We start from the raw sequence: 19,968 nt of genomic DNA, 5'->3' as shown, positions 1-19,968 counted from the left end.
AGTATGGGGCAAATAATGAAAGGAAAACCAGTTGCAGATAAAATAACTGAAGAATTAATTAATGAGGTAGAGGAGCTAAAGGGTAAAGGGGTAAATCCAAAGCTTTCAATAGTAAGAGTTGGAGCTAGACCCGATGATTTAGCCTATGAAAAGGGAGCTATTTCAAGATGTAAAAAAATCGGAATAGAATCAGAAGTTATAGAACTTCCTTTAGAGATATCTCAGGAAGATTTTATAAGTGAATTAATCAAATTAAACGAAGATGCTAAAGTCCACGGTATATTAATCTTTAGACCTCTTCCTAAGCATTTGGATGAGGAAGTGATTAAATATCAAATTGCACCTGAAAAGGACATAGATTGTTTAAGTCCCGTAAATGAAGGCAAATTATATGAAGGAGACGATTCAGGATTTCCCCCATGTACTCCTACAGCAGTAATGGAAATGTTAAAATTCTATGATGTAAAATTAAAAGGAAAGGATGCTACTGTAATTGGAGCTTCAAATGTAGTTGGAAAGCCTGCCGCTTTAATGCTTTTAAATGAAAGAGCAACTATTTCAGTATGTCACTCTAAAACAAAGAACACTGCAAAGGTTGCAAGTGGAGCTGATATATTAGTTGTAGCAGTTGGAAGAGCCAACTTTGTAAAAGAAAATTTTGTAAAGGACGGGGCAGTAGTTATTGATGTTGGAATTAATGTTGTTGATGGAAAACTATGTGGAGATGTTGATTTTGAAGGTGTTAAAGAGAAGACATCTATGATTACTCCTGTTCCAGGAGGTGTAGGATCTGTCACAACATCAATATTAGCAAAGCATGTTATCAAGGCGTGTAAGCTTCAAAATAATTTATAAAAATATCCGTATGAATTAAGATTATGACTTTTGAAGATCTGCAAAATAAAGGATAGGTGCTTAATGGATAGAAGCTATCGTCGATTTAAGATATGTAGAATCTAACGAGTCGTCAATAGCATTAGTTAATATGAAATACATGTTTTTCAGGTTGTTGAATAACTAAATTGGGAAATTGGTAATTCGGTTAATTCTCTACATTATAAAATTAGAATCATTTTTATAAAAAACACTTTTGATAGCCAAAATACAGCATTTTGCTTTTGGTAAAAATAGTTATTAAACAACCTAGTTTTTATATAAAAAATATTAGTATCAAAATAAGGACATAATGCTAATCAGAATTAAATCCTTGTTTTGCATATTTTATATTTAATAATATGTAGGGTAGGAGTAACGATATTAATTAAAATAATAGACGACTCTTACCCTATATATTTTTATAAAAGATTTAATAAAAAGCTTTAATGAAAAGCAATTTTTGTGGAATTTAAAAATAATACAGAGACAATTATATGTAAATGATATACTATAAATAACTGAAGAAATTTTATGATGAGAAGGTTTCTAACCCCAAATAACTATATAAACCTGTATACTGTTTTATGCTATAATTAGTTTGTTGAAAGGAGCCTTTACAATGTCTAAAACGAAGATAAGATTTTCATGCCCTCTTGATTGCTTTGATGTATGTTCTATGATAGCAACAGTAAAGGAAGGAAAAATTATAAAAATAGAAGGAGATAAAGAACATCCTCTTACAAAGGGCTTCATATGTCAAAAAGGAAGAAAGCATTTGGAAAGAGTTTATCACCCAAATAGAATACTAAGTCCTAAGAAAAAGTATAAAGGTAAATGGATAGATATTAGCTATCAAGAGGCTATAGAAGAGATTGCTGAAAAGCTTAATAAAATAAAGAAAGAATATGGTTCCAAAGCCGTTCTACACTTTTATGATAGTGGCTATGGGGGTCTTAGTAAAACAGTGGACAAGATGTTCTTTAATTATTATGGTGGAGCTACTGTTCATACAGGTAGTTTATGTTGGGGTGCAGGTATAGAAGCCCAAAAAATTGATTTTGGAGGGAATAAAAGTCATCCTCCTGAGGATTTAATAAATTCAAAAACGATAATTATTTGGGGTAGAAATCCTGCTGATACAAATATACATTTAATGAAGTATTTGACGAAAGCTAAGAAAAATGGTGCATATATATATCTTATAGATCCTATAAGGACAAGAACGGCTAAGATGGTTTCAGAATATATGAGAATAAAGCCTTCTACAGATGGTGCTTTGGCCCTTGGAATTGCCAACTATATGATTCAAAAAAAATTGATTGATGAAGATTTTATTAAAAAGAATGTTAAAGGATATGAAGACTACAAGAAATATGTTAGAGATTTCACATTGGAGTATACTCAGGAAATTACAGGAATTCATAGGAATAAAATCAAGGAGATAGCAGAACGATATTCTAAAGGCAAGCCTTCAAGTATAATTATTGGCTATGGTCTACAGCGATATAAAAATGGTGGCAATAATGTAAGAGCTATTGATGCTTTAGGGGCTTTAACAGGTAATATAGGGATAAAGGGTGGAGGTGTTAATTATTCAAATAAACTAATTGCAGAGTATATAGGTGGAGAAGTTAAGAAAAGTGAAGATTATGTAAAGGATAGACGAACTTATTCTCAAGCAAACTTAGCTAGATTTATTTTAGAAGCTGATAATCCTCCTATAAAATGTTTATTTATAACTAAATCAAATCCATTGGTACAAGTTCCAAATATCAATAAAACTATTGAGGCTTTTAATAAGGTGGATTTTAAAGTTGTTATAGATATGTTTATGACTGATACAGTAAGATATTCGGATTTAGTACTTCCTGCAACTAGTATACTTGAAGAAGAGGATTTCATATATTCTTCTATGTTTTCACCATATCTTAATTATTCCAATAGAGTGGTAAAGCCGCCTAATGGTATTATGGGAGAATATGATCTTTTTAGAATCCTTGCAAGAAAAATTAAGCTGAGGGGGTATCCAGATATTGAAAGGGAAGAATTTTTTAAAAGAGCTTTAGAACCGCTGATGAAAAATTTTGATGTAAGTTATGAATATTTAAAGCACAATTTTTTTACTATAGAAGACAGAGATATACCATGGGAGGATAAGGTGTTTAATACTCCTTCTTGTAAGTATGAATTGTATTCAGAAACTGCCAAAGATCAGGGTTTAAGCCCTATACCAATATATATATCAGCAAATGATAATAAAAACGAATATGATTTACGATTAATCACACCTCACTTTAAAAATTCTCTTCACTCACAACATTTTGCCTTTGAAGAAGATATACCAAGGGTGTACATAAATACAAAGACTTTAAAGAAAAATAATATTAAAGCTGATAAAACAGTTAAGATTAAGTCTAAGTATGGAGAATTAAAGGCAAAATTAGAAGTTAGTGAAGATATTGGCGATGGGATTATAATGATATATGAGGGCTGGTGGCATAAGAGTGGTTCAGTAAATTTTGTTACTCCCGATGAAATAAGCGATATAGGAGAGCAAGCTGCGTATTATGAATGTTTTTGTAAATTAGAAAATCTGTAATATAGGAGGCAGAAAAGATGGCATTACATTCTTTTTCTCGTACAGAGTTATTAATAGGAAAAGAAGGACTTGACAAATTATCAAATAAAACAGTAGCTATATTTGGAATAGGTGGAGTGGGAACCTTTGTAGTAGAAGGGCTTGCTAGATCTGGTATTGGGAAATTTATTTTGGTAGATGATGATGACATCTGTTTAACTAATATAAACAGACAGATACATGCACTTCGAAGTACAGTGGGTAGAGCTAAGGTAGAGGTAATGAAGGAAAGAATATTAGATATTAACCCTAAAGCAGAAGTAATCACTCATAAAATACTTTATACAGCTCAAACTGCTGAGAAACTATTAAAGAACAGTTATGATTATGTAGTCGATGCTATAGATATGGTTAGCTCTAAGCTGGATTTAATTGAAAGGTGTTATAAGAAAAATATACCTATTATGAGTAGTATGGGAGCAGGAAACAAGTTAGATCCCACTAGATTTGAGGTTGATGATATCTACAATACATCCATATGTCCCTTAGCAAAGGTTATGAGAAAAGAACTAAGAAAAAGGGGAGTAGAAAGACTGAAGGTTGTATACTCAAAGGAAGTACCCATCAAGCCCATGGAATCAACATCAAACTGTAAGACGGATTGTATTTGTACTAACAAAGAAAGAACGTGTACTGTAAGAAGACAAATTCCTGGTAGTGTTGCATTTGTACCATCTGTAGCAGGACTCATAATAGCATCTGAGGTAATAAAGGATTTATTAAAAGAGTAGCCTGCCAAGCTAGTTTCTAATGTGAGGGTTACAATATTTCAATAAATTACCAATAATAATAAAAAGGAAAATAATAAATAATGTCGAATTCATATTATATTAGAATACTTATAAAAATCATAAAGCGACTTTGGTCGCTTTTGTTTTGACGATTAAACTAGGAAAAAAGTGTTGAATTTGGATAAAGACTTGATATAAGGATATGTAAAGTGATATAGTTATATTAAGAGAGTTTGTCCAAAAACTGTTAGGAGGAAATATTGTGAGAAAAACTGTAGCAGCTATTTTAACTTCAATTTATATAATAAGTACGACCTCAACAGCTTTGGCAGCTGAAAGTCAATATCTGAGTCTTTCTGGATACAAAAAGGGAATGGAACATGATGATATAAAAGTAATACAACAAGCTCTTAAGAGAGACGGAGTATTTGAGCATGACCAATTTACTACATATTATGGTACTCTTACTGAAGATGCTGTTATAAAATTTCAAAGGAAATATGGATTAGCAGCTGATGGTATAATAGGAAAATCAACAATAGAGAAGATGAATTCTTTAGGGCTTTTTACCCATGGGAATCTTTCCTTAAGGGTTTACAAGAAAGGAATGACTCATTCTGACATAAAAATAATACAAGAAGCATTACGTGATATTGGTACATATGAAGGCGATACTATAACAACATACTTTGGCTCAGTTACTGAGAAGGCTGTCGAGGATTTTCAAAAAATGTATGGACTGACTGTTGACGGAGTTGTAGGTGGTTCTACAATAAAAAAAATGGAGAATCTTGGGCTGGTAACCCATAATATTGGTGTTACAGGGATTATAGGTAATCTTACATTACCTAAGTATGAAAAGGGAATGTCTCATCCAGAGGTAAAGATAATTCAAAAGGTTTTAAAACAATGCGGTACATTTAATGAGGATGCTTTTACAACATATTTTGGACCAGTAACAGAGGATGCCGTTAAAGATTTTCAGAGCAAATATGGATTAGATGTGGATGGGGTTGTAGGTACTGGTACTTTACAGAAGATGAAATCTCTTGGATTGATTAACTTTATCGTTAGTAGAGGTAGTGTAAAAAGAGGAGCGGGAGAATATTTAGATTGGAAAAATGTTAAAAAGCTCTTGGTAAGAAATAAAACAATATTGACAGTTAAGGACTTAAAAACCAGCTTGTCATTTAAAGTAAAGGTAACTGCTGGGTCTAACCATGCAGATGTGGAACCCGTATCAAAAAATGATACAAAAGTTATAAAAAAGGTATGGGGAGGCTTTAGCTGGGAAAGAAGACCTGTGTTAGTGTACTTGAATAATAGAACAATTGCTGCTTCTATGACTGCTATGCCCCATGCTGGAGTTGAAGGTAAACCAGCTGGAAAATATGTATCAGGTAGAAGTGGTGGATATGGATACGGATATAATTATGATTTTGTTAAAGGAAATGGAATCTCAGGACATTTGGATATTCATTTTAAAAACAGTAGAAGACATAAGGATAATAGAAAAGACTCTAAGCATCAGGCTTGTGTAAAAATAGCTGCTGGACTTCAATAATTAAAAATTTATTACAAAATGCGATTTCTGATTAAGATATTATGATTTGTGGTATAATCTACAGTAAGGGGATTAAGGAATATGTGAAGTCTAGTTATTTTAGCTATTAGAGAATTATTAATATAGGGGGTAGAGTAGAAGATGAAGGATATAAAAGCTCTAGTTGTAGGAGCGACGTACTTTTCTATTATCTCAGGAATCGCTGGTTTTATTTTGAATATTACCAATCATGTAGTTAATATAAGATAAGATAGCTTAGGGCTATCTTTTTTTCTGTTTAGTGCTTGCATCTCCTATAAAATAGGAGATGCAAGCACTATTTTTATATAGATATTCCATTAAAACAGTTAATTTATACACATCAAAAATCCTTAAAAACTCTGGATATTTTGATATTAAATATTTTTTAAGAGCTATAAAAACAACCGTAGCTTTTGATATTAATTAAAAATACCTATGGGTATTAGAATAAAACGTCATTATATAACAGAAAATATTATAAATAAGAAATATCAAAATCCTAGCAATAGAAACTAGCATAATAAGTAAAATTAGTATGGCTATCCATAAAATTATCAGGCTGTAAATTATAATTTTAGAGTTAGTAGATTAAATCAAATCAAGCTTCATAATTATAGAGGAGGATTACTATGAAAAGACAATATATAACCTTTCTATCTTTAATAATGGTTGCAATACTTATAGGTTTATTTTATATAGATGTATGTCATGCAAGAACTCTCTACTGGGGAACAAGGGGAGCTGATGTGAGAGAGGTTCAAGAAAAATTGAGAAAATGGGGATATTACAAGGGAACAGTAGATGGCGTATATGGAAAGGAAACCTATAGAGCAGTAATTTCTTTTCAGAGAAAGAATGGGTTAAGAAGTGATGGACTTGTTGGAGAAAATACAAAAAAAGCTTTGGGAATTACAAAAACTAAAAAAACTACCACCACCTACAGTAAGTTAATTGAGACAGCTCAAAGGAAATTAAAGCAATGGGGATATTACAAAGGTGCTGTAGATGGAATTTATGGATCAAAAACATATAATGCAGTTATAAAATTTCAAAGAAAAAATGGCTTGAAGGTAGATGGATATATTGGTTCTCAAACTAGGAAAGCTTTGGGTATATCACCAAAGACTGCAGCTTCAAAATATGCAGCAACAAGTAAAGGTGTATCAAAATCCGACGAGGTAACTCTTTTAGCCATGGCAATAAACGGAGAAGCTAGAGGAGAACCATATGTAGGGCAGGTAGCAGTTGGAGCAGTTATATTAAACAGAGTTAAAAATCCATCCTTCCCAAATTCTATTGCGGGAGTTATATATCAGCCCCTTGCATTTGAGGCGGTAACAAATGGTCAAATATATACACCCTTAAAGACAAGCACAATTAAGGCGGCTAGAGATGCAATGAATGGATGGGACCCTACAGGTGGAGCATTGTATTATTGGAATCCTGCAAAGGCAAGTGGTTCATCATGGATATGGAAACTAAAGCCTACTCTAAGAATTGGAAGGCATGTTTTTGCAAAAAAGTAATGGGGAGGGATGGAAAATGAAGAATATACTAATAGGTATGGTTGTTTCTCTTTTAATAATCCTAGGATTAACATTTAACTGGGGATATGATCAGTACAATGAACTTAATAGCTATAATTTATATGTTGAAAATCAGTTTAGAAGAATGTTCTATGATTTAGTTGGAAATGTTGAAAATATACAGTCTGATCTTGCTAAGATTATGGTTACTGGAACACCTAATCAGAACGTTCTGCTATTTACTGATTTGATGTATAAATGTTATGATGCACAAGAAGATTTGACACAGCTTCCAATTAAACATAAGGATGTTAGTAAAACTCAGAAGTTTTTAAGCCAAGTTGGTGATTTTAGTATGGCCATGTCTAGAAAGTGCTTAAGGGGAAAAACATTAACTGCTGATGATATGAAAACCTTAGAGAAATTGCATAATTATTCAAATTATTTAGCTCAAAGTCTTTTACAGCTTCAAAAAGATATTACTAAGGATGAGGTTAAATTAAATGCTCTTATAAGAAATACAAATAAAAAGCTAGATAAAACAAATGATAATATTCTCAATACCAGTTTTTTAAATGTAGAGGAAAGAATGCAGGAGTATCCAGAATTAATATATGATGGGCCCTTTTCTGAGCATTTAAAAAACATTAAACCCAAATTAGAGGGGAAAGAAATATCAAAAAATGAAGCTAAGAGGATTGCTAGGGAATTTCTAAAGAACGATAAAAAATATGAAATTGATGTAATATCAGAGACAGAAAATACGAGATTTCCTGCTTATATCATCCAGTTAAGGGATACTAACGCAGAGGAAGGCTATATAACCTTTGCTATAACAAAAAAGGCTGGTAAAGTAATATGGATGTTAAATACAAAACCAGTGGGACATAGTAAATTAAGTTTAAAGGATGCTGTAAAAAAAGCTAAAGAGTTTTTACAAAAAAGTGGATTTGATAGTATGGTTGCAACTTATTCTGAAGAATATGATGGGACAAGTGTTATAAATTTTGCATACAAGCAGGATAATGTAATAGTTTATACAGATTTAATTAAGGTAAAGGTAAGCTTAGATGACGGAAGCATTGTAGGATTTGAAGCTGAAGGCTACTTATCAAATCATCATCAAAGAAAGATAGACAAACCACAGATTTCTGAGGAAGATGCATTAAATATGATAAGTATTGATGCTGATGTTAAAAAGGCTAGATTAGCTATAATTCCTACTGAAGGTTCAAAGGAAGTATTATGTTATGAAGTTATAGCAAATTATAAAGAAGATAATTTTTTAATATACATTAATGCTGTAAATGGAGAAGAAGAAAGAATATTACAAATGATTATTAAAGAGCAAGGTGTTTTGATGATGTAATGTTTTTTTATATAGATTTGAAGGAAAAAAACAGGTTTATAAAAATTATTCAAATAAAATATATAGACCTTGTTTAATACTAAAGCTCATTAGTGTTTTATATACTGGTGAGCTTGGTATTTTGCTTAGCAACTCAAATAAAAAACCCTCTAATCTCAACCTTAAGTTATACTTAAAATATTTACCTGAAATAGAAACTAAACCCAATCAAGGATTATTAAATATTTGACTCCTTATCGATAGATTTAAGTTTTACTTAAATTCCTATAACAAATATGGATTAGGACTTTAAGATATGATAAAATTAAATCCAGATTATTCGTTTATATTTATACAAGATTTATGGAGGTTAAGAAATGAAAAATTATAGTGCCTTTGAAATAATAGGACCAAAGATGATTGGACCATCTAGTTCACATACTGCTGGGGCAGCGAGATTAGGAAGGATTGCTGGGAAAATAGCAAATTATGACATTAAAAAGGTTAAGTTTATACTACATGGTTCTTTTAGCAAAACCTATAAAGGGCATGGTACAGATAGGGCTCTTATGGCAGGAATTCTAGGTATGAGGGAAAGCGACGAAGAACTTAAGAATTCATTAAAAATTGCTGAAGAGAAGGGTATAGACTTTGAATTTATAGAAGATGATTTAGGTGAAGTACATCCCAACACTGTTAAATTTCATATTGAAAAGTCAAATGGAGAAGAAATACAACTTATAGGTTCATCTATTGGTGGTGGGAACATTAAGATTATTGAAATAAATGGATTAAGACTTGAATTTACAGGACAGTATCCAACAATTATAACTAGACACTTAGATTATCCAGGGATTATAGCCAAGATTACCAAGATTTTAGCATATTATAAGATAAATATAGCTTTTATGAGTGTATATAGACAGGATAAAGGACAAGATGCCTTTATGGTCATTGAGACCGATAATAAACTAGAACCTAAATTAATAGAATATATGAAAAATTCTATAGAAGACATAAAAAATATATATTTAATAAATTCTATATAATGAGAGGGATATTGATATGAAGTATAAATTTAATACTGGAAAAGAACTCATAGAGCTTTGTAAAAAGCATAATAAAAAAATATATGAGATAATGCTATTAAGAGAGGTAGAAAACTCAGAAAAAAGTGAGAATGATATATTTGATTTAATGAAGGAAAATTTATATGTGATGAAGAAAGCAGTTAAAAAGGGACTTGAAGAAGATATTAAGTCTGTGAGTGGGCTTGTTGGAGGAGATGCAAAAAAACTTAAAAATAGATATGAAAAGGATAAAACAGTTTCTGGAGGTAAAATGCTTAAGGCAGTTGCTAGTGCAATGGCAGTTTTAGAAGTAAATGCTTCAATGGGACAAGTGGTGGCAGCACCAACAGCAGGTTCCTGTGGAATTTTACCTGGAGTTTTAATAACAATAGGTGAAGAATTTAATATTGCTGAGGATGATTTAATTAATGCTTTATTTACTGCTTCTGCTATAGGATTAATTATATCCTTAAATGCTACAGTATCAGGAGCTGAAGGTGGATGTCAAGCAGAAACAGGAACAGCCTCAGCCATGGCTGCAGCAGCAGTTGTAGAGATTTTAGGAGGAAGTCCTCAGGAGGCACTACATGCCGCTGCTATGACATTAAAAAATATCCTAGGATTGGTTTGTGACCCTATAGCCGGCCTAGTAGAATGCCCATGTGTTAAGAGAAATGCCATAGGCACGGCTAATGCTCTAATTTCAGCCGACATGGCCTTAGCTGGAATAAAGAGCATAATACCCTTTGATGAGGTAGTAGATGCTATGTATAGAGTAGGAAAATCATTACCAGTTGCTTTAAGAGAAACTGCCTTAGGAGGCTTGGCTGCCACTCCAACAGGGAGAAGTATAATGAATGAAATTTTTACTAAATAGATATAAGGGGCTTATGAGGGTGTGGCTATATAATAAAAGTAAATGCCTCATATGAGATTCGGAGGATTATACTATGAAAGATACCAAAAAAATTGTAATGATGGGATTATTCGTATCAATGGCCCTAGCCCTTCATATATTTGAAAAAGCAATACCTGTACCATTTATAACACCAGGGGCAAAATTAGGGCTTTCAAATATAATAACCTTAACTGTACTTATGTACTTAGGATTTAAGGATGCTTTTACTGTACTGGTAGCCAGAATAATATTAGGATCAATATTTGGAGGAGGGTTATCGGGATTTATATATAGTATTTCAGGTGGATTACTTAGTATACTAGTTATGGCACTTATTAAAAGACTAGGTAAAGAGAATGTAAGTGTAATAGGTATAAGTGTAGCTGGAGCAGTATTTCATAATATTGGGCAGCTATTGGCGGCAGCCTTTATTATTAATAACATCAATATATTCACATATTTGCCTATATTATTTATAGCTGCAGTAGGAACGGGTGTTTTTGTTGGATTGGTTGCAAAGTATCTGTTAGCTTCTCTAGATAAAATTGTAAATATATATTAGGTTAATTCTACTAATCTATCCAAAAATATTGCATTGATTTGCCCCCATCTCCTTTGATAACCTATAATAAAGGGGGTTTTTTCATGGAAAAAATAATAAAGTTATTAATGGAGAATAGAATAATGTCTATTTCCATGGGGATTATACTGCTTATAGCAGGAGTGTTATCAAGGATTCAATTTGTAAATAATAGTGTGATTTTGGGTTATATAATACCCTTAATATTTGTTTCATTAAGCTTTGGAACTATATTTTCTGCTATATTTAAAAAAGATGGAAGAAGCGTAAAAGGCTTATTTATAAAATCAGTACTTGCTCCATGGGCAATAGTAATTGCTATCACATCATTTAACAAATTAGGAATTCAATCTCCTATGATTAAGGCTGGCTCATTATTCCTAATTAACATAGTATTCTTTAATAAAGAAATAAGTAAAGCCTCAAACCAATAAAAGATAGCTTTGGATAAAACCTTAGCTATCTTTTATTTTTGGGCATGACTATTATTCCAAAAGCATAAGATAATCAATTAAAAAATATTAAATTAATGCATATAAAACAATTAAAGAGAGATTATATGTATAAGAAAATATATTTAATTTGGAGGGAAAAAAATGGAGAAAAAATATGTTATTGTAGGAGATAATAATTCTATATCTACGCCAATGAATAGAAAAGAAGCAACAGATAAAGTTAAAGAATACGAAAAACAAGGAATATCAGCCTATATTGTTTCAGAAAATGAGGGAAAAAGGATAAAAGAAAGCGGCAAATTTAATACGCCTAAATGGGAATAAAGGATTTAATATATCAAGAATTTTATTTTTAATTACTTATAGTTTGGGATATTGCTTATGATTGATCATATCCCAAACTATTATTTATATATTCATTATGTTATGAAGTGTGTTTCTTTTAAGATCGTATATATAAAAGGGTATATAGAGAAGAATAAAAATCAGAAACATACCAGCCACTAAAATTGGAATATAATAAGGATATGGAGGGAGATAATCAAGGACAGATGATGCCAATGGTTTACCTCTTAAATAAGAATAATTTCCACCTACTAAATAATTAAAGATTCCTACAATTACTAAATATATAAAACTCCAATTAAAAGTCTTTTTCAATGACTTAAATGTAGGTCTATACCTATAGGCCAGCATAATGAATAATACAGCTATTACTATTCCTCCGTGCCCAATAAAAAATTGAATGTACATCCAATGTGGAAAGATAAAGCCGCCTGTATCAGGAGTTAAAAGAGCTTGAGTTGCTCCTCCCAATCCCCAGAAATAAACTATTTCAAAAAGAGAATAGCTTTCTTTAAAGATCATTATAATACATAATATAACTGTAATTCTACAAAGATACAATGGCAATGATTCCTTTAGTGAAAATACACCTCTTTCAATATACCAAAAATGTTGAAAAAAGGATTGAAAAATTAAAATATATGCAATTACCTTTCCTACTCTTATTCTAACATTGGGTTTTCTTAAAACTTCTTTGTTGAAGAACATTAAAAAGCTAATACTAAATATAAAACCTAATATCAATATATGCCCCTTGGAAAAAATATTAAAATCATTGTTTCCAGTAATTTTATTCCAAAATATATTCATGTTAATGATCCTAGACAAATTAACTTACCCCTTTCAAGAAACTTAAGAAAAATTATTTTATCGACAAAATAGTTTTATATCTACTATATTATAGCAATATTTTATAAATGAAAGATATAACATCAGTGTTTTTAAGATAAGTTTAAGAATTCTTGACAACGGATAAAGCTAGAATAGAGGAAAATCAAAAACAGCAATATATAGGGATGGCAATAAAAACTTTTTCGACAAAAGGATTGAAGCTAGTAAATCAACATCAATACTAGAGATTTACTACACCCCTTGATGCATCAGAAAATCTTAATTTGAATAAAAAAGTATTAGAAGATTCAATTCGTTTAAATTTGGGATACCAAGATGTTGCCTGTCTTCATATCTATAAAAGTGATTCCTATTCTGGAGAATATACATATCAAGCTGCAGGATATGATGAAGATACTGTAGTCTTTGAGGGTTATAAGAAATATAGTTCCACTTCAGCAGCTTTTTGTAGAATCACATTCAGTATAGGTTATGAGAATGGAAGCCTTGATGTAACAGAAATACAATTAGCTGGTGATGATTTAAATAGTGATGAAATTAATAATCTTATAAAGACGATTTGTGATAGTTATATTGGATTTTAAAAATAAATTATTTTAAAGATATTAAGGACTAATCAAAAAAGATTAGTCTTCAGGCTGTTGACAAAAGCCCAATTTCTGCGTTGCTGCCAAAATTTCCGTTGCTCACTTGCCATCTTAGCAAGCTCCGCTACTCAATTTTGGCGTGCCTTGAACTTGGACTTTTTTCAAAGCCTGTCATCTTGTAGACTTTGTCTACAATCTGGGACTAATCAGAAAAGATTAGTCTTGTATATTAGAGATAAACAACTTTAAGGTTTAATAAATTTCAAAACACGTAGAAGACTTCACTATTTTCTTTAGAATTTATTTTAAATGTTAATGTTGTTTACTTATAAAATATAAAATATTAATTTTGATATGTAAAATTGGAGATAAGGAATAAATAATCCTCCTTAGCTTACTGTACCAGGGAGGATTATTCTTATTTAATTCAAGTTATTTTTTCATAGCCTTTTCAGCAAATTCAGTATTAACTATTTTTTCATAAGGAGCCCTAGCATCAAGACCTATTGCTTGATCTATAATATCCATCATATGATTTAGTCCTTCTTCAGTTAATATTAAGTCAGGCTTCCATGTATCTTGAACTTTATATCTCTCTACTAAAGCAGTGAGAATTTCTAAATCAGCATCGGGGAAATGTGGTTGTAGGGATTTAGCTATTTCTTCAGGGCTATGACCTTCAACCCATTTCATGCCCTTATAAATTCCATTTGTAAAGGCTTGAATAATTTCTGGGTTCTTTTCAATATAGCTTTTCTTAGCCGAGTAGCAAGTATAAGGTATATAGCCTCCCTCTTCACCTATGGATGCTACTATATAACCAGCCCCTTCCTTTTCCAGCATTGTTGCCGTTGGTTCAAATAATGTTACATAGTCACCTTCTCCACCTTTAAAAGCTCCAGCCATTACTGCAAATTGAATATCAGTTCTAACTGTAACATCTTTTCCAGGTTCTAAGCCATGCTTTCTAATTACGTATTCTAATGTCATTTCAGGCATACCGCCTTTTCTTCCTCCAATAATAGTTTTTCCCTTAAGCATGTTGAAGTCAAAGTTAGCAGTCTTTTCTCTTCCCATCAAGAATGAACCATCTCGTTGAGTAAGTTGTGCAAAGTTTACAGCGTAGTCTTCTTTACCCTGATTATAGACATATACTGAAGCCTCTGGTCCCATGAAACCTATGTCTGCTTGATTTGATAGTAAAGCAGTCATAGTTTTATCTGCACCCTTAGTATTTACAAACTCTACTTCAAGTCCTTCTTCCTCAAAGAACCCTTCAGTTAAAGCAACATATTGGGGCGCATAAAATACCGAGTGAGTTACTTCTGCAACTGTAACCTTTGTAAGTTCTTTTTCACCGCATCCTGTCAATGCTATAAATATAACTAATACTATAGATAGTAACAAGGAGATAGCTTTAAACTTTTTCATTAAAATCCCTCCATATTAAAAATTGCCTATAATTTCATTATATTCAGCATAGCTCTAAAGGTTACAATATAGATTAATCCCTTGTGTTACTAAATAAATTAAATTTCCGTGATAGAAATTAGTACCATGAGTCAGATTGAAAAATTTTATCTTGCTTTTATGCTATTTAGGCAGAACAATTATAGATTTAAATAAGTCACCATCAATTTCTATACTGAATTCACCATTCTGTAGTTCCACAAGACTTTTTGCAATTGATAGTCCAAGACCGCTGCCTTCACTGTTTCTAGATTCATCTCCACGTTTAAAACGTTCCATTAACTCATCTGCATTTATGTTAAGTTCGTAAGAAGATATATTTTTAAAAACAATAGAAACGCTATTGTCTGAATCAAGGACATCGATATAAACTCTTGAGCTTCTAAGGGCATATTTAAAGATATTTGACATAAGGTTTTCTATTACACGCCATAGGAGCTTACCGTCGGCTTTAACAAATACCTTTTCTGCTGGATAGTTAAACTTAAATTTTAATCCCGAAGAAGCTATCTTATCATCTAATTCACCCATACCTTGGGTTAGCAGAGAGACTATATCTATTTTTTCAATATTAACAGGAATATCACCACTAGATGCCTTGGAAGCTTCAAATAGGTCATCTGTCAAAAACTTTAATCTCAAAGATTTTTTTTCCAATACACCTAAATATTTTTCAGAGTTTTCTGAGGTCAAGCCCTCCTTTTTCAACAAATCTATATAGGTTATTATAGAAGTAAGGGGAGTTCTTATATCATGGGATACATTGCTAATAAGCTCTGTTTTTAATCGCTCACTCTTAAGTTCATTGTCAACTGCTTTATTTAATCCATCGGCTATGCTATTAATATTAGAAGCAAGCTTCCCAAACTCTCCATTTCCAGATACGTCTATTTTATGATGTATATATCCATTTTTTATTTTTTCTACACCTTCCTTTATTGCATTGAATTCTTTTACTTTTTTGAGTGATAACCATAATGCTATTCCTATAGCTGTAGGAGAAATAAACAATGCTAGGATAACTAGTATGACATTATATAGACCTAGTACAAATATAAAGAAAGATAATCCTATTATTAAGGGATAACCTATTACTATTAATATAATTTTTATTCCAACACTACCACTATTATAGATGGACTTTATGAAACTAAAAAATCTGCTCAATATAGTATAAACTAATGTATGCTTAATGAGTGTCCTATTTTTAATATGTTTAACTAATGATAGGACTAATATTAATCCCAAAGTACCTAATATAGCAGTTATAGGAAGTATGATTTCATATACATCATTATCAAATACAAATCCCATAGCTCCAAACCATGATGCTATAATGCCTAAGCACAGGACAATATTGATATCATTGTAGAGCTTATTTATGAAATTAAAATGAAGCTTATTATCATTAAATGACTTTCTGCCAATAACCAATACTAAATATATAAAAGAAATCAATAAGCCTGCAAGTAAGTATGCTATTATATATAAGGTTTCAGTGACAGCTGCTTTATTTTTTTCCCATTCTTTAATTCGATCATTCAAAGGACCTTCAATAAATGCAATATACATAACATAGTCTTCTTGAACTAATTGTGCAATATTGTTTTTAATCCAATTATATTCTGGATTATTTTTAACTTCATTTGGAAATATTATTTCATCAGATTTATCAAATACTATATAAGAAGGATATTTTTTAAAATATTCTTTAGATTTATTTGGACTGTTGGTAAATTCATTTTCACCATCGCTTATATAATATAAGATTCCATTTAAGTTTTGCAATTTTTTCAAATATGATTTAAACTTTTTTAAATCCTCCTGAATCAATCTATTTTTTTCTTCTAATATTTTATTGGCGGCATACCTTTCAAATGCTTCATAATTTTTTTCACGGGACCAATTAGGATTATATTTATTTGAATTATTTTGGAACTCTGAAAAAAGAATTTCTTTTTCTATTTCAAAGTCTTTTTCAGTAACGGTTCCACCAGATAATATGTAATCTTGGCTTTTATAAGTTATAATTAATTGGGATAGATATCTAGTTAAATTGTACAATTCATTTATATATCCATGACTACTATAATAATTATCTCCAAAAACTATATCTATGTCACTATTTGTTATCTCTATAAGATTTATAAACATTGTTATACTACAAGAAAAACAAGCTATAGTTATTATAAAAACAATAATTTTTGTTATTAATGAATGGCTAAATATTCTCCACTTTATAGCCAATTCCCCACACCACCTTTAAGTATTTTGGTTTCTTTGGATTTATCTCTATTTTTTCTCTTATTCTTCTAATATGCACAGCCACTGTGTTTTCTGGGTTATATGCTGGCTCTTGCCAAACATTTTCATATATTTGTTCTATGGAATATACTTTACCAGCATTTTCTGTCAAAAATTTAAGTATCTTATATTCTATAGGTGTTAATTTAACTAATTCACCATCTACAGTTACTTTTTTACTCTCATCATTTATGATTAATTCACCAGTTTTATAAACTCCTGTTGTTTGGGTATAGCTTCCGAGGGTTGTATACCTTCTAAGCTGAGATTTAACTCTAGCTATAAGCTCCAATGGATTAAAGGGCTTAGTAACATAATCATCAGCTCCTATATTTAAGCCCATTACTTTATCCATGTCTTCAGATTTAGCTGAAAGCATTATAACTGGAATATTTTTAGTTTTTCTAATTTTATTTGTAGCCTTCATACCATCCATCTTGGGCATCATAATATCCATTATAATAAGATGAACTTCTGAATTATCTAATATTTTCAATGCTTCTAATCCATTATTAGCTTTAAAGATGTTGTAACCTTCATTTTTTAGATATATTTCTATGGCCTCAACTATTTCTTTATCATCATCACATACAAGTATATTCATAACATATCACCCCTATATATTTTTGTAGACATATTATATCACATCCCTTCAAAATAAACTTTGAATAGATAATAACATCTATTTCTTACAAAAGAACTTATATAATTCTTAAGGTTTTCTTAAGAAACTTGTAAAACAAGGTAGGGTATTATTTTTATTCATTTCCAATAAAAAACTATAGTTTTTTTAAATAGAATATATTTTTATATTTAAACATTTAATTAGAAATCAATATATTTATCTGATATATTTATAAATAATTCAAATAGAATAGGAGGAGATTTTAGTGAAGAAAGAGGTAAGTATAAAAAAAATTAGAAATGATGCTGAGGAATTGTTTAGGAAGGGTGATTTTTACTGTTCGGAAGCTGTTGTAAGCTCTATAAAAAATAATTTTGAAATCGATATGCCCGATGAAATGATTGCTATGGCATCAGGTTTTCCGATAGGAATAGGAAAATCTAAATGTGTTTGTGGAGCTGTATCGGGAGGAATATTATCCTTGGGATATTTCTTTGGCAGGACAAAGGGTGGAGACCCAAAGGTTCAAAATACTCTTAAATTGGCTAATGAATTACAACAAAGCTTTAGAGATAACCATGGCTGTCTTTGTTGTCATGTTCATACAAAAGGAATGGATATGGCTTCAGGTGAACATAAAGAGCAATGTATATCCTTTACAGGAGAGATAGCTGAAAAAGTGGCTGAAATAATAGTAAGAGAATTGGAGATTAAAAACATTGACGAATAATGGAGAGTGAAAAATGGAAAGAGTAATAAAAAAGATACCTATACCTATAGCAGGTTTGATGTTGGCTTTAGCTGCATTAGGTAATCTCATACTATCCTATGGCAGTGTATATAGAAATATTTTTGGAGTAATATCTGCTGGAATACTAATACTTTTAATAATTAAAATTTTAACAGGCTTTAAAACTATAGTAGAAAAGCTTAATAATCCTGTCATAGCAAGTGTAAGCCCTACTTTTTCAATGGGGTTAATGATTTTATCAACTTATATTAAACCTTCCCTACCTTCAATAGCTTATGGAATTTGGATATTAGGTATACTTATACATTGTGTTTTGATAGTTTATTTTACTAAAAAGCATGTTTTAAAATTTAGCATTGAAAAGATTTTTCCGAGTTGTTTTGTTGTTTATGTTGGAATTGTTGTTGCAAGCGTCACAGCACCAGCATATAATATGATAAAGCTTGGACAGATCATATTTTGGTTTGGACTAATTTCATATTTAGCTTTATTACCTATAGTAACTTACAGAGTTTTTTTTATTAAAAGGATTAAAGAACCTGCCTTGCCAACTATAGCTATATTTGCAGCCCCTGCCAGTTTATGCTTAGCAGGGTATATGAGCTCTTTTATTGAAAAGAATATGATTATTATTGTCTTTTTAACTTGCTTGTCATTGATTATGACTGCTTCAGTTCTTATGTATATGCCCAAAATGTTGAGGATTAAGTTTTATCCTAGCTACGCAGCATTTACCTTTCCTTTTGTGATAAGTGCTATTGCAATAAAAAAAGTAAATGGATTTTTAATTAAAATCAATCAGTCGATAGAAGTATTAAACTATATAGTTAAGTTTGAAGAATTAATTGCTGTTCTTATAGTGATATACGTATTAATAAGATATGTTAGTTTTATTTTTGTTAAAGAAGAAGTTGATAATACTATAAAAAATTAGAAAAAATAGTTTAAGGCAGAATCTATAAATTAAGATTTTGCCTTTTAAATTTATATATATAAAAATCCTGGATCGGTATTTGGTAGTATTATACTAATAAAACCCGTCAAGCTTTCTATCAAGAGGACCTTAATATTTTCTTTTCGCATAATTACGCAACTTTTGCACAAAAGTTATGTAATTATGATTTATATTGTAAACTTTTATAAAAAGTTTTATTCAGTACCTTGTAACACAAGATAGCTTATGTTATACTATAATCAATAAAAATTAAATCTACTATTACTCTGCTTTTTAAAATTTCTTTTTAGTTTAGGTAATATAAAATATTTAGAAGGATATTAAACAACTTAATGGCATAATAAATAATAGAGTATGGGGAAGGAGTGTTAG

At 30.7% G+C, this 19,968-nt stretch carries 18 protein-coding genes; 14 read left to right on the top strand and 4 right to left on the bottom strand.

From position 1 onward, the window contains the following. The first annotated feature begins 3 nt into the window (after positions 1 to 3). The 11 genes from BUB36_RS03705 to BUB36_RS03655 all read left to right on the top strand — a co-directional run bounded on the left by BUB36_RS03705 (position 4) and on the right by BUB36_RS03655 (position 12,031). A complete protein-coding gene (locus tag BUB36_RS03705) occupies positions 4 to 855 on the top strand; it encodes a bifunctional 5,10-methylenetetrahydrofolate dehydrogenase/5,10-methenyltetrahydrofolate cyclohydrolase (RefSeq protein ID WP_073147150.1) in 852 nt (283 codons plus the stop codon). 640 nt (positions 856 to 1,495) lie between these two features. After that, positions 1,496 to 3,475, top strand: a complete 1,980-nt coding sequence (locus BUB36_RS03700; RefSeq protein ID WP_073147148.1) for a molybdopterin-dependent oxidoreductase — start codon at positions 1,496 to 1,498, stop codon at positions 3,473 to 3,475. Positions 3,476 to 3,492: 17 nt separating this feature from the next. Continuing rightward, positions 3,493 to 4,245: a tRNA threonylcarbamoyladenosine dehydratase gene (locus tag BUB36_RS03695; protein ID WP_073147146.1), complete on the top strand. Its 753-nt coding sequence runs from the start codon at positions 3,493 to 3,495 to the stop codon at positions 4,243 to 4,245. 262 nt (positions 4,246 to 4,507) lie between these two features. Then, positions 4,508 to 5,809 (top strand): peptidoglycan-binding domain-containing protein, encoded by a 1,302-nt coding sequence (locus tag BUB36_RS03690; protein WP_073147144.1) that lies wholly within the window; start codon positions 4,508 to 4,510, stop codon positions 5,807 to 5,809. A gap of 650 nt (positions 5,810 to 6,459) precedes the next feature. Further along, positions 6,460 to 7,356, top strand: coding sequence for a spore cortex-lytic enzyme (sleB, locus tag BUB36_RS03685; protein WP_073147142.1), 897 nt, complete (start codon positions 6,460 to 6,462; stop codon positions 7,354 to 7,356). 16 nt (positions 7,357 to 7,372) lie between these two features. Next, a complete protein-coding gene (gene ypeB, locus BUB36_RS03680; protein WP_073147298.1) occupies positions 7,373 to 8,725 on the top strand; it encodes a germination protein YpeB in 1,353 nt (450 codons plus the stop codon). A 356-nt stretch (positions 8,726 to 9,081) separates the two neighbouring features. Continuing rightward, complete coding sequence (sdaAB, locus tag BUB36_RS03675; protein WP_073147140.1) at positions 9,082 to 9,753, top strand: L-serine ammonia-lyase, iron-sulfur-dependent subunit beta; 672 nt, start codon at positions 9,082 to 9,084, stop codon at positions 9,751 to 9,753. Between the two features lie 16 nt (positions 9,754 to 9,769). Next, the gene (gene sdaAA / locus BUB36_RS03670) at positions 9,770 to 10,651 is read left to right on the top strand and encodes an L-serine ammonia-lyase, iron-sulfur-dependent, subunit alpha (protein ID WP_073147138.1); all 882 of its coding nucleotides are present in this window, start codon (positions 9,770 to 9,772) and stop codon (positions 10,649 to 10,651) included. 73 nt (positions 10,652 to 10,724) lie between these two features. Beyond that, on the top strand, positions 10,725 to 11,234 hold the full coding sequence (locus BUB36_RS03665; RefSeq protein WP_073147136.1) for a Gx transporter family protein: 510 nt from the start codon (positions 10,725 to 10,727) through the stop codon (positions 11,232 to 11,234). An 83-nt stretch (positions 11,235 to 11,317) separates the two neighbouring features. Continuing rightward, a complete protein-coding gene (locus tag BUB36_RS03660) occupies positions 11,318 to 11,686 on the top strand; it encodes a hypothetical protein (RefSeq protein ID WP_073147134.1) in 369 nt (122 codons plus the stop codon). Between the two features lie 162 nt (positions 11,687 to 11,848). After that, the gene (locus BUB36_RS03655; protein ID WP_073147132.1) at positions 11,849 to 12,031 is read left to right on the top strand and encodes a hypothetical protein; all 183 of its coding nucleotides are present in this window, start codon (positions 11,849 to 11,851) and stop codon (positions 12,029 to 12,031) included. 84 nt (positions 12,032 to 12,115) lie between these two features. On the opposite strand, the gene BUB36_RS03650 is transcribed toward BUB36_RS03655, so the two are convergent. Further along, positions 12,116 to 12,880 carry a YwaF family protein gene (locus tag BUB36_RS03650; RefSeq protein WP_084111655.1) on the bottom strand — a complete coding sequence of 255 codons (765 nt, stop codon included), beginning with the start codon at positions 12,878 to 12,880 and terminating at the stop codon, positions 12,116 to 12,118. Positions 12,881 to 13,167: 287 nt separating this feature from the next. Between BUB36_RS03650 and BUB36_RS03645 the strand changes: the two genes are divergently transcribed. After that, positions 13,168 to 13,488, top strand: coding sequence for a hypothetical protein (locus BUB36_RS03645; protein ID WP_073147130.1), 321 nt, complete (start codon positions 13,168 to 13,170; stop codon positions 13,486 to 13,488). 435 nt (positions 13,489 to 13,923) lie between these two features. On the opposite strand, the gene BUB36_RS03640 is transcribed toward BUB36_RS03645, so the two are convergent. From BUB36_RS03640 to BUB36_RS03630, 3 genes are all read right to left on the bottom strand, one after another. Further along, positions 13,924 to 14,922: an ABC transporter substrate-binding protein gene (locus tag BUB36_RS03640; RefSeq protein WP_073147128.1), complete on the bottom strand. Its 999-nt coding sequence runs from the start codon at positions 14,920 to 14,922 to the stop codon at positions 13,924 to 13,926. Positions 14,923 to 15,084: 162 nt separating this feature from the next. Then, positions 15,085 to 17,208, bottom strand: a complete 2,124-nt coding sequence (locus tag BUB36_RS03635) for a HAMP domain-containing sensor histidine kinase (RefSeq protein WP_073147126.1) — start codon at positions 17,206 to 17,208, stop codon at positions 15,085 to 15,087. Continuing rightward, positions 17,183 to 17,869: a response regulator transcription factor gene (locus BUB36_RS03630; RefSeq protein ID WP_073147124.1), complete on the bottom strand. Its 687-nt coding sequence runs from the start codon at positions 17,867 to 17,869 to the stop codon at positions 17,183 to 17,185. Before BUB36_RS03630 ends, BUB36_RS03635 begins: the two co-directional genes overlap by 26 nt. A gap of 286 nt (positions 17,870 to 18,155) precedes the next feature. Here BUB36_RS03630 and BUB36_RS03625 point away from each other — a divergent pair, with 286 nt between their 5' ends. Together BUB36_RS03625 and BUB36_RS03620 are read left to right on the top strand one after the other, a co-directional pair. Further along, entirely contained in the window at positions 18,156 to 18,620 is a 465-nt protein-coding gene (locus BUB36_RS03625; protein WP_330390399.1) for a C-GCAxxG-C-C family (seleno)protein, read from the top strand. 13 nt (positions 18,621 to 18,633) lie between these two features. Further along, positions 18,634 to 19,575: a TDT family transporter gene (locus BUB36_RS03620; RefSeq protein ID WP_073147120.1), complete on the top strand. Its 942-nt coding sequence runs from the start codon at positions 18,634 to 18,636 to the stop codon at positions 19,573 to 19,575. Positions 19,576 to 19,968 lie beyond the last annotated feature (393 nt).

It is taken from the genome of Paramaledivibacter caminithermalis DSM 15212 (genome assembly GCF_900142245.1).
Classification (GTDB): Bacteria; Bacillota; Clostridia; order Peptostreptococcales; family Caminicellaceae; genus Paramaledivibacter; species Paramaledivibacter caminithermalis.
The sequence above is the reverse complement of the archived record's forward strand: the minus strand, read 5'-3'. Positions and strand labels throughout refer to the sequence as shown.